Annotated in this window: 19 protein-coding genes, 3 tRNA genes and 1 other RNA gene; 18 read left to right on the top strand and 5 right to left on the bottom strand. The window is 65.2% G+C overall.

The window, feature by feature from the left end:
• Positions 1-26: 26 nt before the first annotated feature.
• The 8 genes from tig to AC1DJN_RS04100 all read left to right on the top strand — a co-directional run bounded on the left by tig (position 27) and on the right by AC1DJN_RS04100 (position 8,856).
• The gene (tig, locus tag AC1DJN_RS04135; RefSeq protein WP_025878140.1) at positions 27-1,322 is read left to right on the top strand and encodes a trigger factor; all 1,296 of its coding nucleotides are present in this window, start codon (positions 27-29) and stop codon (positions 1,320-1,322) included.
• A gap of 76 nt (positions 1,323-1,398) precedes the next feature.
• Positions 1,399-2,025, top strand: coding sequence for an ATP-dependent Clp endopeptidase proteolytic subunit ClpP (gene clpP, locus AC1DJN_RS04130; protein WP_478038906.1), 627 nt, complete (start codon positions 1,399-1,401; stop codon positions 2,023-2,025).
• Between the two features lie 126 nt (positions 2,026-2,151).
• Complete coding sequence (clpX, locus tag AC1DJN_RS04125) at positions 2,152-3,441, top strand: ATP-dependent Clp protease ATP-binding subunit ClpX (RefSeq protein ID WP_478038905.1); 1,290 nt, start codon at positions 2,152-2,154, stop codon at positions 3,439-3,441.
• 142 nt (positions 3,442-3,583) lie between these two features.
• Positions 3,584-6,037, top strand: a complete 2,454-nt coding sequence (gene lon / locus AC1DJN_RS04120; protein WP_025878144.1) for an endopeptidase La — start codon at positions 3,584-3,586, stop codon at positions 6,035-6,037.
• Positions 6,038-6,255: 218 nt separating this feature from the next.
• The gene (locus AC1DJN_RS04115; RefSeq protein ID WP_004146343.1) at positions 6,256-6,528 is read left to right on the top strand and encodes an HU family DNA-binding protein; all 273 of its coding nucleotides are present in this window, start codon (positions 6,256-6,258) and stop codon (positions 6,526-6,528) included.
• An 11-nt stretch (positions 6,529-6,539) separates the two neighbouring features.
• A tRNA-Val gene (locus AC1DJN_RS04110) sits at positions 6,540-6,614 on the top strand.
• Positions 6,615-6,639: 25 nt separating this feature from the next.
• Positions 6,640-6,716, top strand: a tRNA-Asp gene (locus tag AC1DJN_RS04105).
• 184 nt (positions 6,717-6,900) lie between these two features.
• Entirely contained in the window at positions 6,901-8,856 is a 1,956-nt protein-coding gene (locus tag AC1DJN_RS04100) for a peptidyl-prolyl cis-trans isomerase (protein WP_478038904.1), read from the top strand.
• A 366-nt stretch (positions 8,857-9,222) separates the two neighbouring features.
• On the opposite strand, the gene AC1DJN_RS04095 is transcribed toward AC1DJN_RS04100, so the two are convergent.
• A complete protein-coding gene (locus tag AC1DJN_RS04095; protein WP_478038903.1) occupies positions 9,223-10,425 on the bottom strand; it encodes a lytic transglycosylase domain-containing protein in 1,203 nt (400 codons plus the stop codon).
• Positions 10,422-11,186 carry a hydroxyacylglutathione hydrolase gene (gene gloB / locus AC1DJN_RS04090; RefSeq protein ID WP_478038902.1) on the bottom strand — a complete coding sequence of 255 codons (765 nt, stop codon included), beginning with the start codon at positions 11,184-11,186 and terminating at the stop codon, positions 10,422-10,424. The genes AC1DJN_RS04095 and gloB overlap by 4 nt, the downstream gene beginning before the upstream one ends.
• Before the next feature lie 11 nt (positions 11,187-11,197).
• Between gloB and AC1DJN_RS04085 the strand changes: the two genes are divergently transcribed.
• The 3 genes from AC1DJN_RS04085 to dnaQ are packed head-to-tail and all read left to right on the top strand — an operon-like array spanning position 11,198 to position 13,040.
• Positions 11,198-11,842, top strand: coding sequence for a class I SAM-dependent methyltransferase (locus tag AC1DJN_RS04085; RefSeq protein WP_025878154.1), 645 nt, complete (start codon positions 11,198-11,200; stop codon positions 11,840-11,842).
• A gap of 12 nt (positions 11,843-11,854) precedes the next feature.
• On the top strand, positions 11,855-12,307 hold the full coding sequence (gene rnhA / locus AC1DJN_RS04080) for a ribonuclease HI (protein ID WP_442252183.1): 453 nt from the start codon (positions 11,855-11,857) through the stop codon (positions 12,305-12,307).
• Between the two features lie 4 nt (positions 12,308-12,311).
• Positions 12,312-13,040, top strand: coding sequence for a DNA polymerase III subunit epsilon (dnaQ, locus tag AC1DJN_RS04075; RefSeq protein WP_442252182.1), 729 nt, complete (start codon positions 12,312-12,314; stop codon positions 13,038-13,040).
• 113 nt (positions 13,041-13,153) lie between these two features.
• Here dnaQ and AC1DJN_RS04070 read toward each other — a convergent pair whose 3' ends face one another.
• Positions 13,154-13,858: a PP2C family protein-serine/threonine phosphatase gene (locus tag AC1DJN_RS04070; protein WP_025878157.1), complete on the bottom strand. Its 705-nt coding sequence runs from the start codon at positions 13,856-13,858 to the stop codon at positions 13,154-13,156.
• A gap of 169 nt (positions 13,859-14,027) precedes the next feature.
• Between AC1DJN_RS04070 and AC1DJN_RS04065 the strand changes: the two genes are divergently transcribed.
• Positions 14,028-14,118 (top strand) — tRNA-Ser (locus AC1DJN_RS04065).
• A 220-nt stretch (positions 14,119-14,338) separates the two neighbouring features.
• Positions 14,339-14,743, top strand: a complete 405-nt coding sequence (locus tag AC1DJN_RS04060; RefSeq protein ID WP_282279665.1) for a DUF6165 family protein — start codon at positions 14,339-14,341, stop codon at positions 14,741-14,743.
• A 118-nt stretch (positions 14,744-14,861) separates the two neighbouring features.
• Here AC1DJN_RS04060 and AC1DJN_RS04055 read toward each other — a convergent pair whose 3' ends face one another.
• The gene (locus AC1DJN_RS04055; RefSeq protein WP_088101167.1) at positions 14,862-15,908 is read right to left on the bottom strand and encodes a glycosyltransferase family 9 protein; all 1,047 of its coding nucleotides are present in this window, start codon (positions 15,906-15,908) and stop codon (positions 14,862-14,864) included.
• A gap of 20 nt (positions 15,909-15,928) precedes the next feature.
• On the opposite strand from AC1DJN_RS04055, the gene AC1DJN_RS04050 reads away from it, so the two are divergent.
• From AC1DJN_RS04050 to AC1DJN_RS04040, 3 genes are read left to right on the top strand one after another with little or no spacing between them, the layout of a single operon-like run.
• A complete protein-coding gene (locus tag AC1DJN_RS04050; RefSeq protein ID WP_025878162.1) occupies positions 15,929-16,678 on the top strand; it encodes a 3-deoxy-D-manno-octulosonic acid kinase in 750 nt (249 codons plus the stop codon).
• Complete coding sequence (locus AC1DJN_RS04045; protein WP_025878163.1) at positions 16,678-17,445, top strand: MBL fold metallo-hydrolase; 768 nt, start codon at positions 16,678-16,680, stop codon at positions 17,443-17,445. Before AC1DJN_RS04050 ends, AC1DJN_RS04045 begins: the two co-directional genes overlap by 1 nt.
• Positions 17,442-17,831 (top strand): nuclear transport factor 2 family protein, encoded by a 390-nt coding sequence (locus AC1DJN_RS04040; RefSeq protein ID WP_442251305.1) that lies wholly within the window; start codon positions 17,442-17,444, stop codon positions 17,829-17,831. Before AC1DJN_RS04045 ends, AC1DJN_RS04040 begins: the two co-directional genes overlap by 4 nt.
• A gap of 76 nt (positions 17,832-17,907) precedes the next feature.
• Here AC1DJN_RS04040 and ffs read toward each other — a convergent pair.
• Positions 17,908-18,004, bottom strand: an RNA gene (gene ffs / locus AC1DJN_RS04035) — signal recognition particle sRNA small type.
• 299 nt (positions 18,005-18,303) lie between these two features.
• Here ffs and AC1DJN_RS04030 point away from each other — a divergent pair.
• Both AC1DJN_RS04030 and AC1DJN_RS04025 read left to right on the top strand, forming a co-directional pair.
• The gene (locus AC1DJN_RS04030; RefSeq protein ID WP_032977375.1) at positions 18,304-18,621 is read left to right on the top strand and encodes a DMT family transporter; all 318 of its coding nucleotides are present in this window, start codon (positions 18,304-18,306) and stop codon (positions 18,619-18,621) included.
• 367 nt (positions 18,622-18,988) lie between these two features.
• Positions 18,989-21,878 (top strand): autotransporter-associated beta strand repeat-containing protein (locus AC1DJN_RS04025; protein WP_478038901.1); only part of this gene is annotated, 2,890 nt, incomplete at its 3' end.

Below are 21,878 nucleotides of genomic sequence, written 5' to 3'. Positions count from 1 at the left end.
GGGCGCCACCGGTGGCAGGAGTCAACATGCAAGCTTCGATCGAAACCATCGGCAACCTGGAACGCCGCCTGAGCTTCTCGCTGCCGGAAGACCGTCTGCAGAGCCACATCAACGGCCGCTTGGGCGAAATCGCCCGCACCACCCGCATCAAGGGTTTCCGTCCGGGCAAAGTGCCGGCCAAGGTGATCGAGCAGCGCTTCGGCGCGCAGGTCCGTGGCGAGGCGCTGGACGGCCTTCTGCGCGAAACCTTCGACGCCGCCGTGCGTGAGCACGACCTGCGCATCGTCGGCAGCCCGCGCATCGACAAGGGTGACGAGGGTGAGTTCTCCTTCGTGGCCACCGTCGAAGTGGTGCCGGACTTCGGTGACATCGACGTCAGCAAGCTGACCGTGGTGCGCCACACCGCCGAAATCACCGATGCCGACATCGACCAGATGATCGAGAACCTGCAGACGCAGCGTCGCAGCTGGTCGCCGGTCACCCGTGCCGCGCAGGACGGCGACCTGGTCGCACTGGAAACCTGGTCGCAGGCCGGTGACGAGCGCCTGCCGGCCGAAGGCACCGAGAAGGGCAGCATCGTGCTCGGCCAGGGCATGATGTTCGAGACCATCGAGCAGGGCCTGGTCGGCATGGCCAAGGACGAAGAGAAGACCCTGGACGTCGAGTTCCCGGCTGACTGGCGCGTGCCGGCGCTGGCGGGCAAGACCGTGCAGGTCACCGTGAAGGTCAGCGACGTGTCCGAGCCGGTCGTGCCGGCCGTCGATGAAGCCTTCATCAAGAGCTTCGGCGTCAAGGGTGGCGACGTCGAGCAGTTCCGCAGCGACATCCGCGCCAACCTCGAGCGTGAGCTGAAGGGCGCACTGATGAACCGCCTGCGTCGTGAAGTCGGTGAGCAGCTGATCGCCGCCTATTCGTCGGTGGAAATGCCGCCGCGCCTGGTCGAGAACGAAGCCCGTGCCATGCTGGCCCAGCAGGTCGAGCAGATCCGCCGCAGTGGCCGCAACCCGGGCGAGATCCCGGCCGACGCCCACGAAGGCTTCAAGGACGCTGCTGCCAAGCGCGTGCTGGTCGGCCTGGTGGTCGGCGAAGTGGCCCGCAGCAACGACCTGCGCCTGGAGCCGAAGCGTCTGAATGAAACGATGCGTCTGATCGCCTCGACCTACGAAGAGCCGGAACAGGTCATTGAGATGTACCGCAACGACCCCCAGCTGATGTCTGGCCTGCAGAACCGCGTGATGGAAGAGCAGGTGATCGACTGGATCGCCGAGCGCGCCCAGCACACTGAAGAAAAGCTGTCGTTCCAGGACGCGATCCGCCAGTAATCCCTGGCGGATTGCCGGATACCCCGCGCCAGCCCTGGCGCGGGGGTGTTTCCCCCCAAGATAGGTACCTCACGAAATGGACAACCGAACCAAAGCCCTGAACATGGTTCCCATGGTGGTCGAGCAGACCAGCCGCGGYGAGCGYGCCTACGACATCTWYTCGCGCCTGYTSAAGGAGCGCCTGATCTTCCTGGTTGGCCCGATCGACGATCACATGGCCAACGTGGTGGTGGCGCAGCTGCTGTTCCTGGAAGCGGAAAACCCGGAAAAGGACATCAGCATCTACATCAACTCGCCGGGTGGCGTGGTCACCGCCGGCATGGCGATCTACGACACCATGCAGTACATCAAGCCGGACGTGAGCACCATCTGCGTTGGCCAGGCCGCCTCGATGGGCGCGCTGCTGCTGGCGTCCGGTGCGGCGGGCAAGCGCTATGCGCTGCCGAACTCGCGGGTGATGATCCACCAGCCGCTGGGTGGCTTCCAGGGCCAGGCCACCGACATCGACATCCACGCACGCGAGATCCTGACCCTGCGTGCGCGCCTGAACGAAGTGCTGGCCAAGCACACCGGCCAGTCGCTGGAGACCATCGCGCGCGATACCGAGCGCGACAACTTCAAGAGCGCGGTCGATGCGGTCGCCTACGGCCTGGTCGACCAGGTCCTGGAGCGTCGTCCGGAAGAGTCGATCCAGGCCGGCTGACCGGCACTCACGGGGCCATGGCAGGCCCCGTTCCTGCAGGGTCGGGTGGACTGATGTCCCTCCGGCCCTGTGTTATTCTCGAATCGAACCCCCGTTCAGCGGGTGGGGTAACTGGGTAAGCGAAGCATGAGCGAAGACCGCCAAGGTCGTTCCACGGACACCGGCAAGATCCTCTACTGCTCTTTCTGCGGCAAGAGCCAGCATGAAGTGCGCAAGCTGATTGCCGGTCCGAGCGTGTTCATCTGCGATGAGTGCGTGGAGCTGTGCAACGACATCATCCGAGAGGAGCTTGAGGAAAAGGCGCAGTCGGCGCGCAGTTCGCTGCCCAAGCCGCGCGAGATCCTCGAGGTGCTCGACCAGTACGTGATCGGACAGAACCGCGCCAAGCGGACCCTGGCCGTGGCCGTGTACAACCACTACAAGCGCATCGAGAGCCGCCAGAAGAACGACGAAGTCGAGCTGGCGAAGTCGAACATCCTGCTGGTCGGTCCGACCGGTTCGGGCAAGACCCTGCTGGCCGAGACCCTGGCCCGCCTGCTCAACGTGCCGTTCACCATGGCCGACGCCACCACGCTGACCGAAGCCGGTTACGTGGGCGAGGACGTGGAGAACATCATCCAGAAGCTGCTGCAGAAGTGCGAYTACGACGTMGAGAAGGCMCAGCWGGGCATYGTCTACATCGATGARATCGACAAGATCTCGCGCAAGAGCGAGAACCCGTCGATCACCCGCGATGTGTCCGGCGAAGGCGTGCAGCAGGCCCTGTTGAAGCTGATCGAAGGCACCGTGGCCAGCGTTCCGCCGCAGGGTGGGCGCAAGCATCCGCAGCAGGAATTCCTGCAGGTGGACACCAAGAACATCCTGTTCATCTGCGGCGGTGCGTTTGCCGGCCTGGACAAGGTGATCCAGCAGCGCTCCAACGACGCCGGCGGCATTGGTTTCGGCGCCAAGGTGAAGAGCAGCGAGCGCAAGCAGGAAGTGGGCAAGGTGCTGGCTGAAGTCGAGCCGGAAGACCTGATCAAGTTCGGCCTGATTCCCGAGTTCGTGGGCCGCCTGCCGGTGGTCGCGACCCTGGAAGAGCTGGACGAGCCGGCCCTGATCCGCATCCTGACCGAGCCGAAGAACGCCATCACCAAGCAGTTCAAGAAGCTGTTCGAGATGGAGAACGTCGAGCTGGAGTTCCGTCCGGACGCCTTGTCGGCCATCGCCAAGAAGGCGCTCAAGCGCAAGACCGGTGCCCGTGGCCTGCGCACCATCGTCGAATCGGTCCTGCTGGACACCATGTACGACCTGCCGTCGCAGGAAAACGTCAGCAAGGTTGTCGTGGATGAATCGGTGATCGAGCACAAGTCCGAGCCCTACCTGATCTACCAGACCCCGCCGGTCCCTGAACAGAAGGCCGCCGGCGCCGAATGATTCTTTCAACTTGTTGAATAGAAAGAATTTTCTCGGAACGTCTTGCATCTGAAAGCCGATGGCCCCATAACGGGGCCATCGGCTTTTTTTGTCTCCGGAAGATGCCCTCCCGGAGACGGTTTTCCCCTTCCCTGGAGCCCCCATGGCCCGTTCCCCAAGTGAGACCCTCGACCTGCCGGTCCTGCCGCTGCGCGACGTAGTGGTATTCCCGCACATGGTCATCCCGCTGTTCGTCGGCCGCGACAAGTCCATGCACGCGCTGGAACAGGCGATGGAAGCAGACAAGCGCATCCTGCTGCTGGCGCAGAAGTCGGCCGAGACCGATGACCCGCAGGCCGCCGACCTCTACCAGGTCGGCACCCTGGCGCAGGTCCTGCAGCTGCTGAAGCTGCCTGACGGCACCATCAAGGTGCTGGTCGAAGGCCTGTCGCGCGTGCAGGTGACCAGCGTCAGCGAACGCGATGGATCGCTGCACGGCCAGGCCGTGGAAATCGAGGCCGCCGATGCACGCGAGCCGCGCGAAATCGAGGCCATCGCCCGCTCGCTGATGTCGCTGTTCGAGCAGTACGTCAAGACCAACCGCAAGCTGCCGCCGGAACTGCTGCAGACCCTGGCCGGCATCGATGAGCCGACACGCCTGGCCGATACCATCGCCGCCCATATCAGCGTGCGRTTGTCGGACAAGCAGCGCCTGCTGGAAACGCTGGCGGTGGGCGAACGCCTGGAGATGCTGGTCGGCCTGGTCGACGGCGAGATCGACGTGCAGCAGATGGAAAAGCGCATCCGCGGCCGCGTGAAGTCGCAGATGGAAAAGAGCCAGCGCGAGTACTACCTCAACGAACAGATGAAGGCCATCCAGAAGGAACTGGGTGACCTGGACGATGCGCCGGGCGAACTGGAAGAGCTGGCGCGCAAGATCGCCGAAGCGGGCATGCCCAAGCCGGTGGAAGCCAAGGCGCGCAACGAGCTCAACAAGCTCAAGCAGATGTCGCCGATGTCTGCCGAAGCAGCGGTCGTGCGCAACTACCTGGAATGGCTGCTGGGCGTGCCGTGGAAGAAGCGCAGCAAGGTGCGCAAGGACCTGAAGGCCGCGCAGGACACCCTCGATGCCGATCACTACGGCCTGGAGAAGGTCAAGGAACGCATCCTTGAATACCTGGCGGTGCAGTCGCGGGTGAAGCAGATGAAGGGTCCGATCCTGTGCCTGGTCGGGCCGCCGGGCGTGGGCAAGACCTCGCTGGGCCAGTCCATCGCCAAGGCCACCAACCGCAAGTTCGTGCGCATGTCGCTCGGCGGCGTGCGCGATGAAGCCGAGATCCGTGGCCACCGTCGTACCTATGTCGGTTCGATGCCGGGCCGCATCGTGCAGAACCTCAACAAGGTCGGCAGCAAGAACCCGCTGTTCGTGCTGGACGAGATCGACAAGATGTCGATGGACTTCCGTGGCGATCCGTCCTCGGCGCTGCTGGAAGTGCTCGATCCCGAGCAGAACAACGCGTTCAACGACCACTACCTGGAAGTGGACCTGGACCTGTCCGAAGTGATGTTCGTGGCGACCTCCAACTCGCTCAACATCCCCGGCCCGCTGCTGGACCGCATGGAAGTGATCCGCATCCCCGGTTACACCGAGGATGAGAAGCTCAACATCGCCACCCGTTACCTGTCGCCCAAGCAGATCAAGGCCAACGGCCTGAAGCCGGAAGAGCTGGAGATCGGCAGCGATGCCATCCAGGACATCGTGCGCTACTACACGCGCGAATCCGGCGTGCGCAACCTGGAACGCGAGATCGCCAAGATCTGCCGCAAGGTGGTGAAGGAAATCGCGCTGGGTGGGCCGCAGCCGGTGGCGAAGGCGAAGAAGGGCGCGCGCAAGTCCAAGGCGCTGGTGAGCGTGTCGAGCAAGAACCTGGACAAGTACCTGGGCGTGCGTCGCTTCGACTTCGGCCGTGCCGAAGAAGAGAACGAGATCGGCCTGGTCACGGGCCTGGCCTGGACCGAAGTCGGTGGCGATCTGCTGCAGATCGAATCGACGCTGGTACCGGGCAAGGGCCAGCTGATCCTGACCGGCCAGCTCGGCAACGTGATGAAGGAATCAGCGTCGGCGGCGTTGTCGGTGGTGCGTTCGCGTGCCGAGCGCTTCGGCATCGATGCGGACTTCCTGCAGAAGCACGACGTGCACCTGCATGTACCCGATGGTGCGACGCCGAAGGATGGCCCCAGTGCCGGTGCGGCAATGGTGACCTCGCTGGTGTCGATGCTGACCAAGGTCGCCGTGCGCGCCGATGTGGCGATGACCGGCGAAATCACCCTGCGTGGTCGCGTCACCGCGATCGGCGGCCTCAAGGAGAAGCTGCTGGCGGCCCTGCGCGGCGGAATCCGCACGGTGATCATCCCCGATGAGAACCGCAAGGATCTTGCCGACATTCCGGCCAACGTCACCCGCGACCTGGAGATCGTGCCGGTGAAGTACATCGAGGAAGTGCTCGATCTGGCCCTGGAACGTCCGCTGGCACCGAAGAAGACGCGCAAGAGTGCGCAGCGCGTCACGGTGCGCAGCAAGGCCAAACCGAGTGGAAACGCGCGCGTCAAGCATTGATGCGTCCTGTCGAAATGCTTGAAACCCGCGTCGTTGCTGGCTTTCCAGCTTGCGTGGGGGTAGGGCCGCTGGTATAAAAGCAGCACTCGCGAATGAGTGATCGCAGTCAGCGCTCACTGAATTCGGCGAACCGTTTCCACATGGCAACCGCATGCAGACGTCGTGCGGTTGCTTCCCTGTCGAATACGCGGAACCCACCGCCAAAGGAGTTGTAAAGAATGAACAAGACCGAATTGATCGATGCCGTTGCTGAAGCTGCCGACCTGACCAAGGCCGAGTCCAGCCGCGCTGTCGATGCCGTCGTTGCTGCCGTCACCAAGGCGCTGAAGGACGGCGATGCGGTCACCCTGGTTGGCTTCGGTACCTTCCAGGTCCGCGACCGTGCTGCCCGCACCGGCCGCAACCCGAAGACCGGCGACACCATCAAGATCGCTGCTTCGAAGAATCCGTCGTTCAAGGCTGGTAAGGCCCTGAAGGATGCTGTAAACTAAGCGGCTCGCTGGGGTGCTTAGCTCAGCGGTAGAGCGTCTCCTTTACACGGAGAGGGTCGGGGGTTCRAAACCCTCAGCACCCACCACAGCACCGCGGTAAGTTTGAAATGTGGAGCGGTAGTTCAGCTGGTTAGAATGCTGGCCTGTCACGCCGGAGGTCGCGGGTTCGAGYCCCGTCCGCTCCGCCAACTCTAAGAGCCCTCGACGCAAGTCGGGGGCTTTTTCTTTGCGCCGTTTCCATCATTCGATGCGCGCGAACCTGTAGATCGCCTGGGCGGGATGGCGCCAGGCCCTGCTGCCACTGCTTTTGGTCCACGCCGCGAAGCGGGTTACACTGCCGGGCTCGCCAATCAAGCCTTGTGATTCCTCACCATGCTGCAGAAACTCCGCGACAAGACCTCAGGCTGGATCGTCACCGTGATCCTGGGGCTGCTGATGATTCCGTTCCTGTTCGTGATCGACAACAGCTACCTCGGTGGCGTCGGCGCACAGAACGTCGCCAAGGTTTCGGCACCGCCGACCTGGTGGCGCTCGGCACCGTCCTGGTGGCCGGTGCGCATGATGTGGCAGCACCATGAGATCAGTGCACAGGACTTCCGCACCCGTTTCGAGCAGGAACGCATGCGCGAACGCCAGCAGCAGGGCGAGAACTTCGACCCGCGCGCGTTCGAAAGCACCGAGAACAAGCTGGCCGTGCTCGACCAGTTGATCGACGAGCAGGTCGTGCGCCTGGTCGGTGAGCAGGCCGGTGTCGTGATTGGCGACGGCGCTGTGCGCGAATACATCACCACCATTCCGGGCTTCCTGGGCGCCGATGGCAAGTTCAGCGAAAGCAATTACCGTCTGGCCCTGGCCGGTGGCAATCCGCCGCGCACGCCGACCCAGTTCCAGGAACTGGTGCGTGAGAGCCTGCAGCAGTCGGTGATCCCGTCGGGCCTGCAGAATTCCGGCTTTGTCACCCAGGCCGAGACCGAGCGTCTGTTGAAGCTGCTGGGCGAGACCCGCGATGTGGAACTGGCCGCGCTGCCGGAAGTTCCGGTGGATACCGCGCCGGTGACCGACGCGCAGATCAAGCAGTGGTACGACAGCCATGGCAAGGATTTCCGCCAGGCCGAATCGGTGTCGCTGGAATATGTCGAGCTCAATGGTGCCAACCTGCCGGCGCCGACTGCGGCCGACGAAGCGACCCTGCGCAAGCGCTATGAAGACGAGAAGGCCAAGTTCACCACGCCGGAACAGCGCCAGGCGGCGCACATCCTGATCACCGGCGACGGTGCTGAAGCCAAGGCCGCCAAGCTGGCTGTCGAAGCAAAGGCGGCAGGTGCCGACTTTGCCGCGCTGGCCAAGGCGAACTCGGAAGATCCCGGCTCCAAGGCGCAGGGCGGTGACCTGGGCTGGGTGGAGCGGGGCGCGATGGTCAAGCCGTTCGAAGATGCACTGTTTGGTGCCAAGGCGGGTGAGGTGATCGGCCCGGTCAAGACCGACTTCGGTTACCACATCATCAGGGTCGCAGCGGTTCGTGGCGGCCAGGGCAAGTCCTTCGAAGAAGTGCGCGACACCTTGGCTGCCGAGCAGTTGAAGGCCGACGGCGAGCGCGGCTTCAACGATCTGGCGGGCCGCCTGGTCGATGCCATCAACAAGAGCCCGAGCGACCTGTYCGCGGCCGCCAAGGCGGTCGGCCTGTCGATGCAGACGCTGGGCCCGATCACGCGCACGACCGCCACCGGTATTGCCGCTGATCCGGCCGTGCTGCGTGCCGCCTTCTCCGACGTCCTGGTGCAGGACGGTACCGCCAGCGATCCGATCGCCCTGGGCGGCAGCAGCAACCACAGCGTGGTGATCCGCGTTGCCGCGCATACCCCGGAGCAGGCGCTGCCGCTGGACAAGGCGCGTGAGCAGGTGATCGCCGCGATCCGTGCCGACCGTCAGCGCCAGGCCGGTGACAAGGCCGCCGATGCCCTGCTGGCCAAGCTGAAGGCAGGCGCGACCCTGCAGTCGCTGGCTGCCAGCGAGAAGCTGCAGCTGAGCCCGATGCCGGGCCTGCCGCGCAGCCAGCCGGTGCCGACCCCGGAGATCAACCGTGCGATCTTCAGTGCGCCGCTGCCTGCCGAAGGCAAGCCGAGCTACGGCAAGGTCGACGTCAACGGCCATGCGCTGGTCTTCGCGGTGAACAAGGTCAACCCGGGCGACATCAAGGAAGTGACCGCCGAACAGCAGAAGCAGCTGAAGGACCAGCTGAGCCAGATCGACGGCATGGCCGCGGCCAAGGCCTACATCGAGGCGATGCGCAAGAAGTTCTTGATCCAGACCACCGAAGCGAACCTGTAAGCCCTCCGGCGAGCAGGAACGAAAAGGCCCGGCATTGCCGGGCCTTTTTTGTTGTCGCAACCCTGATCGATCCGTGACCTGCGCGATGAGTGCCGACCAAGGTCGGCCGCTACCAGAAGCGAAGCGACCTGCTCCTGCTCTTCATCCTTCAATCCGTGGGTGGTGCCACCGGAAACCATCAGGGGACGGGCGGGGTGGGCGCGCGGGGGTGTCCGCGGCATGGATGCCGCGGCCAAGCCCCCAAGGATGGGTTCACGGCGTCCCCCGTGGGTCCACCTCGCTCGTCCCAACTCATGAATGCTGCTGCCGCCACCCGCGAGGGGCTTCGCCGTTGGCCGGAAACCGCGCGTCAGCGCCGCACCGACCTCAGTCTTCGACGCGCAGTACCGCGCCTGGCTTCAGCACGCTGCTGCCGCTCAAGCCGTTCAGCGACAACAGCGCCTTCACCGGCATGCCGTAGCGGCGGGCGATGGTCCATGCCGATTCGCCATTGCGAACGGTGTGGCGACGGTTGCGCGGGCGATCGGCAGCCGAGGCGACCACCTTGGCCACCTGCGGGCTCGGCGCGGCGCTGGCGGTGCTGGCCACTGCGGTGGCAACGGCCGTGCTGGCGATGTCGGCAACGTCCGCGTTGGACGCCGAAACCGGGGCCAGTACGCGGGCCGTGCCCGACGGGCGGTTGCCGGCGGCCAGTGCCGGATTCAGGCGGGCGATCTTCGCCGGGTCCAGCGCGCGCTGGGCGGCCCACTGCTGGACGCTGGTGCCCGCCGGCAGGGTGTGGTCCTTCAGCACCGGCACGGTGCGGTCCAGCGAGGCCATCACGCCAGGCTGGTCTTCCACGTCTTCCAGCACGCAGGCCAGGGCATGCAGCTTCTCGACGTAGGCATGGGTGACCGGCGACAGCCCGGGCAGGCCGGCCGGCTTGGCGTTCTGCGCATTCATGCCGGCCTTGCGCATGGACTGCAGCACGCGGTATTCACCGGCGTTGTAGGCCATCGTGGCCAGGCGCCAGTCACCGCCGAACATGCCATGCAGGGTCTTCAGGTAGCGCACGGCGGCCTGGGTGGACTCCACTGCCGACAGTCGGYCGTCGTAGTTGTTGCTCATCGGTACGCGATGGTTGCGTGCCGTGGTGGCGATGAACTGCCACAGGCCGGTCGGGCCGCTGCCGTTGCGGGCATTGGGCCGGTAGCCACTTTCGACGAAAGGAATCAGCGCGAATTCGGTGGGCAGGTTGGCTTTGCGCAGCTCTTCGACCACATAGCCGAACAGCACCAGCGCGTCGTCATCCTGGTTGGCCAACCGCGAAGGCGCATGGGCGAACTGCTTCTGCCAGCGCGGGCTGGTGGCTTCGGCGTCACAGGTAGGTTCTGCAAGGCCGTCGCGGAAGCTGGAGAAGATCTCCTGGCCGTTACGTACCGATGCGGCCGGCAGCGTTGACGGATCCAGCGGCAGGGCCGAGGCGGCGGTCAGGTTCTGGCTGATGCCGGCGCCCAGCGATTGTGCGCCGGCAGTTCCGGCCAACCCCAGGACGAGACCCAGGGCCAGCGGCAGACTTCGGCGACTCATGCGCGGAAGCCGTCTTTCCAGTGCCGGAGACCGGCCATGACGTCGACGTCGTCCACGACTTCGCGCCCCAGGTGCGCCGACACGGCCGCGCGGATGGGCGCCGTGTGGGTACRCAGGAACGGATTGCAGGCAATTTCATCGGCCAGGGATACTGGCAGGGTGGAACGGTCATCGCGGCGCATGGCCAAAGCCTCCTCTTGGCGCTGCAACAAGGCAGCGTTGGCGGGGTCGACATGCCGCGCGAAGACGGCATTTGACACGGTGTACTCGTGAGCGCAACACAGCAGCAGTTGCGCGGGCAGGGCACCCAGCTTGCGCATCGATGCCAGCAGCTGGGACGGCGTACCTTCGAACAGGCGTCCACAGCCCAGGCTGAACAACGAATCTCCGCTGAAAAGCTGTTCAGCGGTGTGAAACGCGATGTGGCTGCGGGTGTGCCCGGGGACGGATAGTACGTGGAACATCCGGCCCATTGCCTGAACACGTTCACCTTCACCGACCCGCTCGGTGGCCATCGGGATGCGCTCGTCGACCGGTGCGACCACGCGCACCCCAGGGAAACGCGCCTGCAGCGCCGGTACCCCGCCGATGTGATCGTCGTGGTGATGGGTGAGCAGGATGGTGTCCACGCGCACGCCTTGGGCAGCCAGCGCCAGTACCGGCGCAGCGTCGCCGGGATCGACGACCACGGCAGCACCGTCGTCGGCGATCAGCATCCAGATGTAATTGTCCGCAAATGCGGGCAGGGCAGTCAGTCGCATAGAATTGGACCATGCCCGCGCTGCAGAGCACCCGTCAAGCGAGCCAGGCCCCGTGGTTCGACAGTGAACCGGCGGAGGCCCTGCGCGTGCTCGAACGGCAGCTGCTGCTGCCGCAGCTGTCGCTGCTGCCGACCCGGCCCTGGTTGTGGATCGCCCCCAGCGCCGCCTGGCTGGCGGATGCGCAGCTGGGCGGTCGGGGCCTGCGCCTGCATCGCCAGGGCAGTGGTTACGCCGGCGATACCCGCTGTGCCCTGCCGTTGCCGCTGCCCAACGAGAGCGTCAACGCCATCGTGCTGCAGCATGTGACCGTCGGCGATGCCGACCATCTGCTGGACGAGTGCGAGCGCGTGCTGATGCCCGGCGGCCATCTGTGGCTGACCAGCCTCAACCCGTTCAGCCCGTTCCGCACGCGCTGGCGCCAGCACGGGCTGGTGGTGCGCACGCCGCAGCGGATCCGCCAGCTGCTTGAGCGCCATGGGCTGGAATGCGAGGACATGCGTTACCTGGGGCCGATGTGGCAGGGTGCCGGCAGCCGCCGTCGCGGCGGCTGGGCGCCCCTGCGCGCGGCCTGCCTGTTCCACGCTGAAAAACGCACGCTGGCCCTGCCCGGGCCGACCCCGTTGCCCGTGCGCTGGCACGGCACCGTTGCTACCTGATCTGGAGTTGTATTGAAAACCATCGAAATCCACACCGACGGTTCCTGCCTCGGCAATCCCGGCCCCGGTGGCTGGGCGGCGCTGTTGCGCTACAAGGGGCACGAGCGCGAACTGAGCGGTGGTGAAGCGCATACCACCAACAATCGGATGGAGCTGATGGCGGCCATTTCCGGGCTGGAGTCGTTGACCGAGCCCTGTGAGATCGTCCTCTATACCGATTCGCAGTACGTACGGCAGGGCCTGACCCAGTGGCTGCCGGGCTGGATCCGCAAGAACTGGAAGACCGCCGGCGGTGACCCGGTGAAGAACCGTGAACTGTGGGAGCGCCTGCAGGCCGCCACGCTGCGGCACCAGATCGACTGGCGCTGGGTGAAAGGCCATTCCGGCGACCCGGACAATGAACGTGTGGATACCCTGGCCCGCAACGCCGCGATCCAGGTCCGCGACGGCAGCCCGGTAAACTGAGCCCATGCGTCAGATCATCCTTGATACCGAAACCACCGGCCTGGAGTGGAAGAAGGGCAACCGCGTCGTCGAAATCGGCTGCGTCGAGTTGTTCAAGCGCCGCCCGACCGGCAATACCTATCACCAGTACCTGAAGCCGGACTGCGAATTCGAACAGGGTGCGCAGGAAGTGACCGGCCTGACCCTGGAATTTCTCGCCGAGAAGCCGGAGTTCGCGCAGGTCGTGGAGGAGTTCCTGGCCTTCATCGATGGCGCCGAGCTGATCATCCACAACGCCGCGTTCGACCTGGGCTTTCTCGACAATGAGCTTTCCCTGTTGGGAGAGCAGTACGGGAAGATCACCGACCGCTGCACGGTGATCGATACCCTGGCGCTGGCGCGCGAGCGCTTCCCGGGCCAGCGCAACTCGCTCGACGCCCTGTGCAAGCGGCTGGGCGTGGACAACTCGCACCGCGCCCTGCATGGCGGTCTGCTGGATGCGCAGATCCTGGGTGATGTGTACATCGCGTTGACCTCGGGCCAAGAGGAGATCGGCTTCGGGCTGGGCGATGACGATGCCGGTGGCGCTGCGGCGTTGCAGGCGTTCGATGCGTCCAAGCTGCTGCCGCGGCCGCGCGTGGTGGCCACGCCGTCGGAGCAGGAAGCGCATGCGGCGCGTCTGGAACGGCTGCGCAAGAAGGCCGGCCACGCGTTGTGGGACGGCCCGAAGGTGGAAGAGGCCGCGAGCGCGTAGGCGCAGCGGTGGCGTGCGAGATGCAGCCACGCATGGCGTGGTGATGCGTGTGAAATGCATCCACGCATGGCGTGGCTCTACTGTAGATCCACGCCATGCGTGGATGGCGTGGATCAGTGGCAGCGCACCAGGATCACGGTGATGTTGTCCGAGCCGCCGCCGTCGAGGGCGGAGGCGACCAGGCTGTCCACGCATTCCTGCGCGCTGGCGTCGTCGAAGGCGAGGGTGCGGGCAATGCCGCGGTCATCCACTTCCTCGGTCAGGCCATCACTGCACAGCAGCAACTGCATGCCCGGGCGCAGCTCGCCGCTGGTGGTCGCCACGTTCAGGTGTGCCGGGTCGGTGACGCCCAGTGCCTGGGTGACCACGTTCCGGTGGGGATGGGCGCGCGCCTGCTCGGCGGTCAGGTTGCCCTGCGCGACCAGTTCCTGCACCACGCTGTGGTCCTGGCTGAGCTGGGCAAGTTGGCCATCGCGCCACAGATAGGCGCGGCTGTCGCCGACCCAGGCCACTTCGTAACGGTTGCCCTGTACCCGTGCAGCGACCACGGTGGTGCCCATCGGCAGGCTGTCGTTGCGCCGGCGCGAGGCGCGGATGATCTCTTCGTCGGCGGTGCGGATCGCCTGCGCCAACGGCGCGCCACGGCGGATCTCACGCACGATGGTCTCGCGCGCCAGTGCGCTGGCCACCTCGCCGCAGGCGTGCCCGCCCATGCCGTCGGCTACCAGCCACAGGGCCAGCTCGCCGTCACCGTAATAGGTGTCCTCGTTGAGCTCGCGGCGCAGGCCGGGGTGGGTGAGATGTCCGAATTCGATCATGGTGGGTGCTGGGCGAGGGGGTAATGCCGGGGAGAACGGCATCATCACGGCCAAGCGGACATCCGGCAAGCCATGCAGTCAGGAAAATTTCACTTCATTGGGCGCAATGACTTGTCGTCAGCCGCGCTTCCTCGTATGATGCGCGTCCCCGGTTCGCCGGGGAACATCTGGAGAGGTGGCAGAGCGGTTGAATGTACCTGACTCGAAATCAGGCAGGCGTTTATAGCGCCTCGGGGGTTCGAATCCCCCCCTCTCCGCCAGATTAAAAAAGAAGGGCTGCCGAAAGGCAGCCCTTCTTTTTTAATCTGGCGCGGGGATGCGACGACGCATCGCGCGTCGCCCCAAACGTTGCACTGCAACGTTCGGGCCCCTCCCTTTGCCGGCCTTCCTGCGGATGCTTCAGTAGATCCACGCCATGCGTGGATGCTGTTCGCGTGCGGCGGGTTACCATGTACGTCATCACCTGCTGGAGCCGCCACGATGACCGCTGAAATCCTCGTCCCCGTTTCATTCGGCGAGCTGCTGGACAAGATCTCGATCCTGCAGATCAAGTCCGAGCGCATCAGTGACGAAGGCAAGCTGGCCAACGTACGCAAGGAGCTGTCCGCGCTGGAAACCACGTGGATGGCGCACCCGGCGGCAGTGAAGGACATCGCCAAGCTGCGCGCCGAGCTGAAGGCGGTCAACGAGCAGCTGTGGGAGATCGAGGACGACATCCGCCTGAAGGACAAGGCGCACGCATTCGATCAGGGGTTCATCGACCTGGCGCGCAGCGTGTACCTGCGCAACGACGAACGCGCACGCATCAAGAAGGCGATCAACCTAGCGCTGGGTTCGGCGTACGTGGAAGAGAAGTCCTACCAGGATTACACGCAGCGCGCGTAATCCCGGGCGGCCCGACGCAGTAGATCCACGCCATGCGTGGATGGATCTCCCGGGTTGCGGGACGGTGCGGACCAAGGTCCGCACCCAGTAGACAGCGCTCAGCTGCCCGGCGTGCCACTCATCCCAGATGGTCGGCGACGTAACGCTCGAACGCGGCAATGCCGTCCTCGACGGTGATCAGTTCCATCACATCGTCGAATTCGATCTTGGTGCCCCACTTGAGGTCGGCTGCCTGCTTGCCCAGATACTTGCGCGCCGCGTCGTCGTAGCGGTCCGCGCAGTAGCGGCGGTCCGAATACGGGCCGCTGCGGTTCGGGTTGCTGGCCGCATGCAGGCCCAGCACCTTGGTACCCATTGCGTTGGCAATGTGCATCGGGCCAGAGTCCGGGGTCATCACCAGATTGGCGCGGGCCAGCAGGGCCGGCAACTGCTTGAGCGTGTCCTTGCCGACCAGGTCCAGTGCCGGAACATCCAGCTGGGCCTGGATGGCGTCGGCCATGCTGCGCTCCAGTTCGCTGCGGCCGCCGCACAGCACGATCCGCCAACCGCGCGTGACGGCATGGTTGGCGACCTCGGCATAGCGGTCGGCGTACCAGTTGCGGCGCACGTGGCTGGAGCAGGGCGAGATCATCAGCACCGGCCGGCCATCGTCCTGCCACTGCGCGGCGGCCCAGTCATAGGCTGCCTGCGGCACGGCCAGGTCCCAGCTGACATCGGTCTGGCGCAGGCCCAGCGGCTCGCAGAAGCTGCCGATGGCATCGAGCACATGGATGCCCGGGCGATCAGGGATGCGTTCGTTGATGAAGAGGCCGTGCAGATCCTTGGAGCGGCTGCGGTCGTACCCGATGCGGCGCTCGGCAGGAATGAAGGCGGACAGCACGTTGGCGCGGAACGCCACCTGCATCTGCAGCAGGGCCTCGAAACGCCCGGGCGGCAACTGCTTGCGCAGCTCCTTCACTCCGGCCATGCCGGTCTTCTTGTCGTAGGCGTGGAAGGTGACGCCCGGCAGGCCATCGAGCAGCTTCTGCCCGACCTTGTCGATGATCCAGTGGATCGGCGTGTCCGGGCGCGCGGCCTGCAGGGTGCGCACCAGCGGCACTACGTGGGTCACATCGCCAAGAGCGGACAGGCGCAGAAGACACAAGGAGGAGGACGCTGATGCCATGTGTTGTTAGACTCAAAGGAATGGTCGCATTCGACGCCAATGAAGCGCTGACGCCATGCCGCGAGGGTCGCGGCATCGGGGCCATTCTGTTCGACCGCGAGCGGCTGCGGCAAGCCGACATCGGTCTGTTCTCGCCACAGCACTGGGCCGGCAAGGCCCGGCCGGTGGGTGAGGGCGGCCGTGGCAGCGCCTGGTTCGTGGATGCGCCGTTCGGCGCCAGCGTACTGCGGCACTACCTGCGCGGTGGGCTCGCGGCCCGGATCAGCCACGACCAGTACATCTGGCGGGGGGCGGACCGGACCCGCAGCTTTGCCGAATTCCGGCTGATGCGCGCGCTGCGCGAGAAGAAGCTGCCGGTGCCCAGGCCGATTGCCGCCTTCTACATGCGTGAAGGCCTGCGCTACCGCGCCGCGATCCTGATGGAACGGATCGAAGGGGTGCGCTCGCTGGCCGACCGCGCACTGGTGGCCGGGCGCGGGGCGCCGTGGGAGGAAACCGGGCGGATGATCGCGCGCTTCCACCGTGCCGGGCTGGACCATGCCGATCTCAATGCGCACAACATCCTGTTCGATGGCAACGGCCATGGCTGGCTGATCGACTTCGATCGCGGGGTGATCCGCATCCCGGCCACGGCCTGGCGCGAGCGCAATCTCAAGCGCCTGCTGCGCTCGCTGATCAAGCTGCGCGGTGAGCGCAGCGTGGAAGACGTGGAAAAAGACTACGCGCGCCTGCGCCGCGCCTATGACATGGCCTGGAACCGGGGCACCTGATGGACTGGTCGTTGCGTTTCCTCGGCGTCGGCAATGCGTCGGCGGTCGAGCTGGGTTCGCCGATGTCGGTGATCGAGCGCGATGGTCGGCCCTGGCTGACCATCGACTGCGGCGGCGAAGGCCTGACTGCCTTCAAGGCCCATTACGGGCATATGCCGCAGGCGCTGTTCGTCACCCATGTACACCTGGACCATGTGGCCGGTTTCGAACGGCTGTTCGTGGATACCTTCTTCAGCGCGCAGCGGCGTGGCAAGGTGCGCCTGTACGTGCCGGCCACGGTGGTGCCGCTGCTGCACAAGCGCATCGGCGATTACCCGAACGTGCTGGCCGAGGGCGGCGCCAACTTCTGGGATGCCTTCCAGCTGATCGTGGTGGGCGATGCGTTCTGGCACGAGGGGGTGCGGCTGGAGGTGTTCCCCGTGCGGCACCACTGGCCGGAGACGGCCTATGGCCTGCGCCTGCAGGGCGCGCTGACCTGGAGCGGCGACACCAGGCCGATTCCGGAAATGCTGGCGCGCTATGCCAGTGACAACGAACTGATCGCCCACGACTGCGGGTTGCACGGCAATCCTTCGCATACCGGGGTAGATGACCTGGAGCGCGAGTACAGCGCCGAGCTGCAGGCACGGATGATGCTGTACCACTACGCCAGCGTGGCCGATGGCCAGGCCCTGGCCGCGCGCGGGCACCGGGTGGCACAGCCGGGCCAGTGTGTTGTGCTGGCCGCGCCGACCGCCCCGCACGTGCTGGCGCAGGATCCGCCGTGAGCAGCGCTGGCGCCGCCGCTTCACCGGCGCTGGCCGCCGAACTGGAGGGGTTGGAACGCGCACTGCATTGCCCGCAGGTGCGCGCAGACCATGAGCGTCTGGCGGCATTGCTGGATGAGGATTTCAATGAGATCGGCAGCTCCGGCCAGTGCTACGGCCGTGAAGCCGCGCTGGAAGAGATCCCGCTGGAGCGTGCGCAGGTGGTGATCGAGTCGGACCAGTACGCCGTGTGGATGCTGGCAAAGGGCCTGGCCCAGGTGCGTTACCGCAGTCGCTATCACGTCGATGACCAACCGCAGCGGTGGGTGCTGCGCAGCTCGCTGTGGCGTCAGCATTCAACGGGCTGGCGGATGGTGTTCCATCAGGGTACGCCTGAGGAGCGGTAGCGCCGGGACATGCCCGGCGAAGGGCGCCAACCAAGGTTGGCATCTACCGGAGCGGGGCTTCGCCGAAAAGGCGGTGGCCCCGCCGGCTGACCTCGGCGCCCGCGTCGATCGATACCGTTGCTGCCTTCCGGCCCTGGCGGAGTTTTCGACCTAGCGTCGCGAGGGGCCGACGGGGCCACCATAGAGACGTTGGCCGCCCGGAGGCGGCCGATTCACGGATCAGGGGAAGCAGCGCGTTGTGCGCCGGAGACCACAGCCGGACTGCACATCGGCTTACCGATGGCAGACGCGCATTCTAGCGCAGGCAGGTGCGTTGATGCCAGCTTCATGCACTGAATCCGATGTAACCCTGTGCGCCCAGCGTCGGCCGGTGGCTGCCGCCGTTGCTAGAATCCGGTCCCAGGAGGAACGACCTCCCCCACATCGGGATTCAATGACCAGGACGGCCTGGCCCTACCAAAGGAGGGCTGTCATGGCCTGGATCTATCTGTTGTTTGCCGGCCTGCTGGAAATCGTCTGGGCCGTGTCGATGAAGCAGTCTGAAGGCTTCACCAAACTCACCCCCACCGTCATCACCATCGTCGGCATGATCGCCAGCTTCTGGCTGCTGGCCGTCGCCATGCGCAGCCTGCCGCTGGGCACCGCCTATACGATCTGGACCGGTATCGGCGCGGTCGGTGCTTTCGTGGTCGGCATCGTGTTCCTGGGCGAGCAGGTCAGCCCGATGCGGATTGGCGCGGCGGTACTGATCGTCGCCGGCCTGGTTCTGATGAAACTCTCCAGCAGCTGAGGCCGGTTACGAATGCGGCGGGAATATGGATATTCCCGTTCTGCGGAAACAAGAGAATATGCATTTTCGGCAAAGTCGTGACGACTGTCGTGATTATTTGACGGCCATCATGAAAATAACGTGCCGGATTCACGTGGTGCTGGCGTTGACGGCCGCACAGTGCGCCCATTCGTCAAGCGAAACCGGGGAGTTTTCGCGCTGACGGACAGGCAGGCGCGCGCAGTTCCTGCAGCGCTTGCACGTGAAAGTGTGACTGTTTTTCAAGGTTGATACCGCAGGTCTTGTTCCCGGGTGGAGCAGGGCAGGACGACATCACCTCCAAAAAACCTGCCTGCTGTGCCACCGGTCATTTCATGGAGATTTACCGATGAACCGCATTTACCGTCTGGTTTTCAACCGTGCCCTGGGTGTGATGCAGGTGGCCTCGGAAATCACCCAGAATCCGACGGGAGGCGGTAAATCGGCAGGACGACACCTGCCGGGCTTGAAGGCGCATCGGCTGGCGCTGGCATTGGCCGCTACTTTGGCCAGTGGGTCGGCGTTTGCGGCATGCACCACGGCCGGTGCGGTGATTACCTGCGATGGCGCGACGGACCAGAACAATCTTTCCAGTACCGCCAATGGCGTGACCCTGAACATCGCCACCGGCGCGGTGCTGAGCGTGCCGCTCATCGTCGGCGGCAACGCAGTGACGCTGACCGGCAACGGGATCACTGTGAACAACGCAGGCTCGATTGATCCCACTCTCAACGGAGGTATCAGTCTGGCTGCCTCTGGCATGGTGCTGGGCAACAACACCGCCGGTGGCAACACGATCAACGTCACCAACCAGGCGGGCGGCAGCATCAAGGGCCTGGTCAACATCGGCTCGATTCTGGGCCTGGGCGGGCAGGCGCTGATCACCGAGAACGCTGCTGGCGGGGTAACCAACATCACCAACAACGGCACCGTGGGCATGTCCATTCTCGGAGCGGGCCTGCTGACCACCGCCGATGCTGCGGCGATCGTCACCTACGGCGGTGCCCGGGCGAACCTCGTCAATACCAGCACCATCACCGGGCGCATCGGGTTGGGTAGCTCAGCTGCTGGCAACACCGTGATCAACGCCGGCACCATCACTGGCAGCGTGCATCTGGGCAACTCCACCACGACCGGCAACAGCTTCACTGCAGTGTCCGGCTCCAGCGTGGCGCTGGGGCCGCTGGCGACCGGTATTGCCGGCGTATTCGGTGCTGCAGGCGTGAACCTCGCAGCGGCGGGCATCGTCGATGGCGGTACCGGTACCGGCGACCGCCTGCTCCTGCAGAACAGCGCAACCGGCCCGGGCAGTGGCACTGGCGGTGCGGTGACCACGATCAACTGGTCCGGCTACACCGGATTCGAGAACCTGACCGTCAACAGTGGTACCTGGARTCTGCAAGGTGCCTGGAMCGGAACCRGYGCCACGATCAACGATGGCTTGGTCAACTTCAACAACGCGGCGTCATTCGGTACCGGTACCTTCAACGTCAACGGCGGCGCCATCGCGGCATCGGCGGGCGGGCTCACGCTTGCAAATTCCTTTGCGCTCAACACTGGCAGACTGACGTTGGGCGGCACCAACCCCTTCAGCTTGAGTGGTGTGCTGTCCGGTGCTGGCGGCCTGACCGTGACCAACACCGGTGTGGTCACGCTGGGCGGCGCGAACCTGTTCGGTGGTGGCGTCAACCTCAATGCTGGCGGCTTGCTGCTGGGCAACGCAGGTGCGCTGGGCAGCGGCAACCTGACGGTAGGTGGTGCCGCGTCGCTGGATACCAGCGGGGCCTTCAATCTCGCCAACAACATCGTCGTCAACGGTGGTGGCAGTCTGAATCTGGTCGGCACCAATGCGTTGACGTTGAACGGTGCGCTGTCTGGTGCCGGCAACCTGGTGAAGAACGGCGCCGGCACGCTCACCTTGGGCGGTGCAAACACGCTTACCGGCAATGTCTCGATCGCGGGCGGCGCGTTGGCGCTCGGTGCAGGCGGTAGCCTGTCACCGACCGCTGCGATCTCGCTCACGGCGGGCACGTCGCTGGACCTCACTGCCGCAGCCAACCAGACCGTCGGCTCGCTGTCCGGGCTTGGTGGAACGGTCAGCCTGGGCACTCGCACACTTACTCTAGGCGGTCTCGGCAATACCTCCTTCGCCGGCAACTTCACTGGCACTACCGGTGGCCTGGTCAAGGTCGGTACCGGAGTGCAGACACTGTCCGGCAGCAACAGCTTGACCGGTGGTTTTGCCCTGAATGGCGGCGGCCTGCTGCTCGGCAACAACGGTGCATTGGGAACGGGTGTGCTGAGCGTGGGCGGCGAGGTCACGCTGGATGGCACCACCGCAGCGCTCACCCTGGCCAACGACATCACGCTCGGCGCCGGCGGCTCGCTCGCGCTGCAGGGCGGCCAGCCCGTGGTGTTGAACGGGGTGATCTCCGGCGTCGGCAACATTGGCAAGAACGGCGCATCGCTGCTTACCTTGAACGGCACCAACACGTTCAGTGGCGGCCTCGTCGTCAACGGTGGCGGCCTGCTGCTGGGCAACAGCAGTGCGCTCGGTACCGGCCTGCTGGACATCAACAACGCTGCGACGCTGGATACCTCTTCAGCCCTGACCCTGGGCAATGACGTGATCATCGGCGCGGCAGGTTCGTTGAACGTGCTGGGTGGCAACGCGCTGACACTGGGCGGTGCGATTTCCGGTGGTGGCGGCCTGATAAAGAGCGGGGCTTCGACACTGACGCTCAACGGCGCCAATACCTTCACCGGTGGTTTGAACGTTGCTGCCGGCACGGTGGCGCTGGGCAGTGGTGGCAGCCTGGCCGCGACCGGCGCGGTCAGCCTGTCGGGGGCTGGGGCGGCGCTGGATCTTTCCCTGGGTGGTAACCAGACCATCGGTGCACTGTCCGGCGTGGCAGGTTCCACCGTGGCATTGGGCGGCAATACGCTCACCTTTGGTAGTGCGACCGACCAGACCTTCGCTGGAGTGATCAGTGGCGTCGGCGGAGGCCTGGTAAAGAGCGGAAGTGGTGTACAGACGTTGACCGGCGCAAACACCTTCACCGGCGGCGTCGCGCTCAATGCTGGCGGTCTGCTGCTGGGCAACAGCGGTGCACTGGGCACCGGCGCGCTCAGCATCAACGGTGCCGCGACGTTGGACGGCAGCTCTGCGCTGACCCTGGGCAACGCGGTCAACCTCGGTGCCGCGTTGACCCTGGGCGGCAGCAACAACATCACCCCCC

It is taken from the genome of Stenotrophomonas sp. 05L414_2 (genome assembly GCF_056397905.1).
The sequence above is the reverse complement of the archived record's forward strand: the minus strand, read 5'-3'. Positions and strand labels throughout refer to the sequence as shown.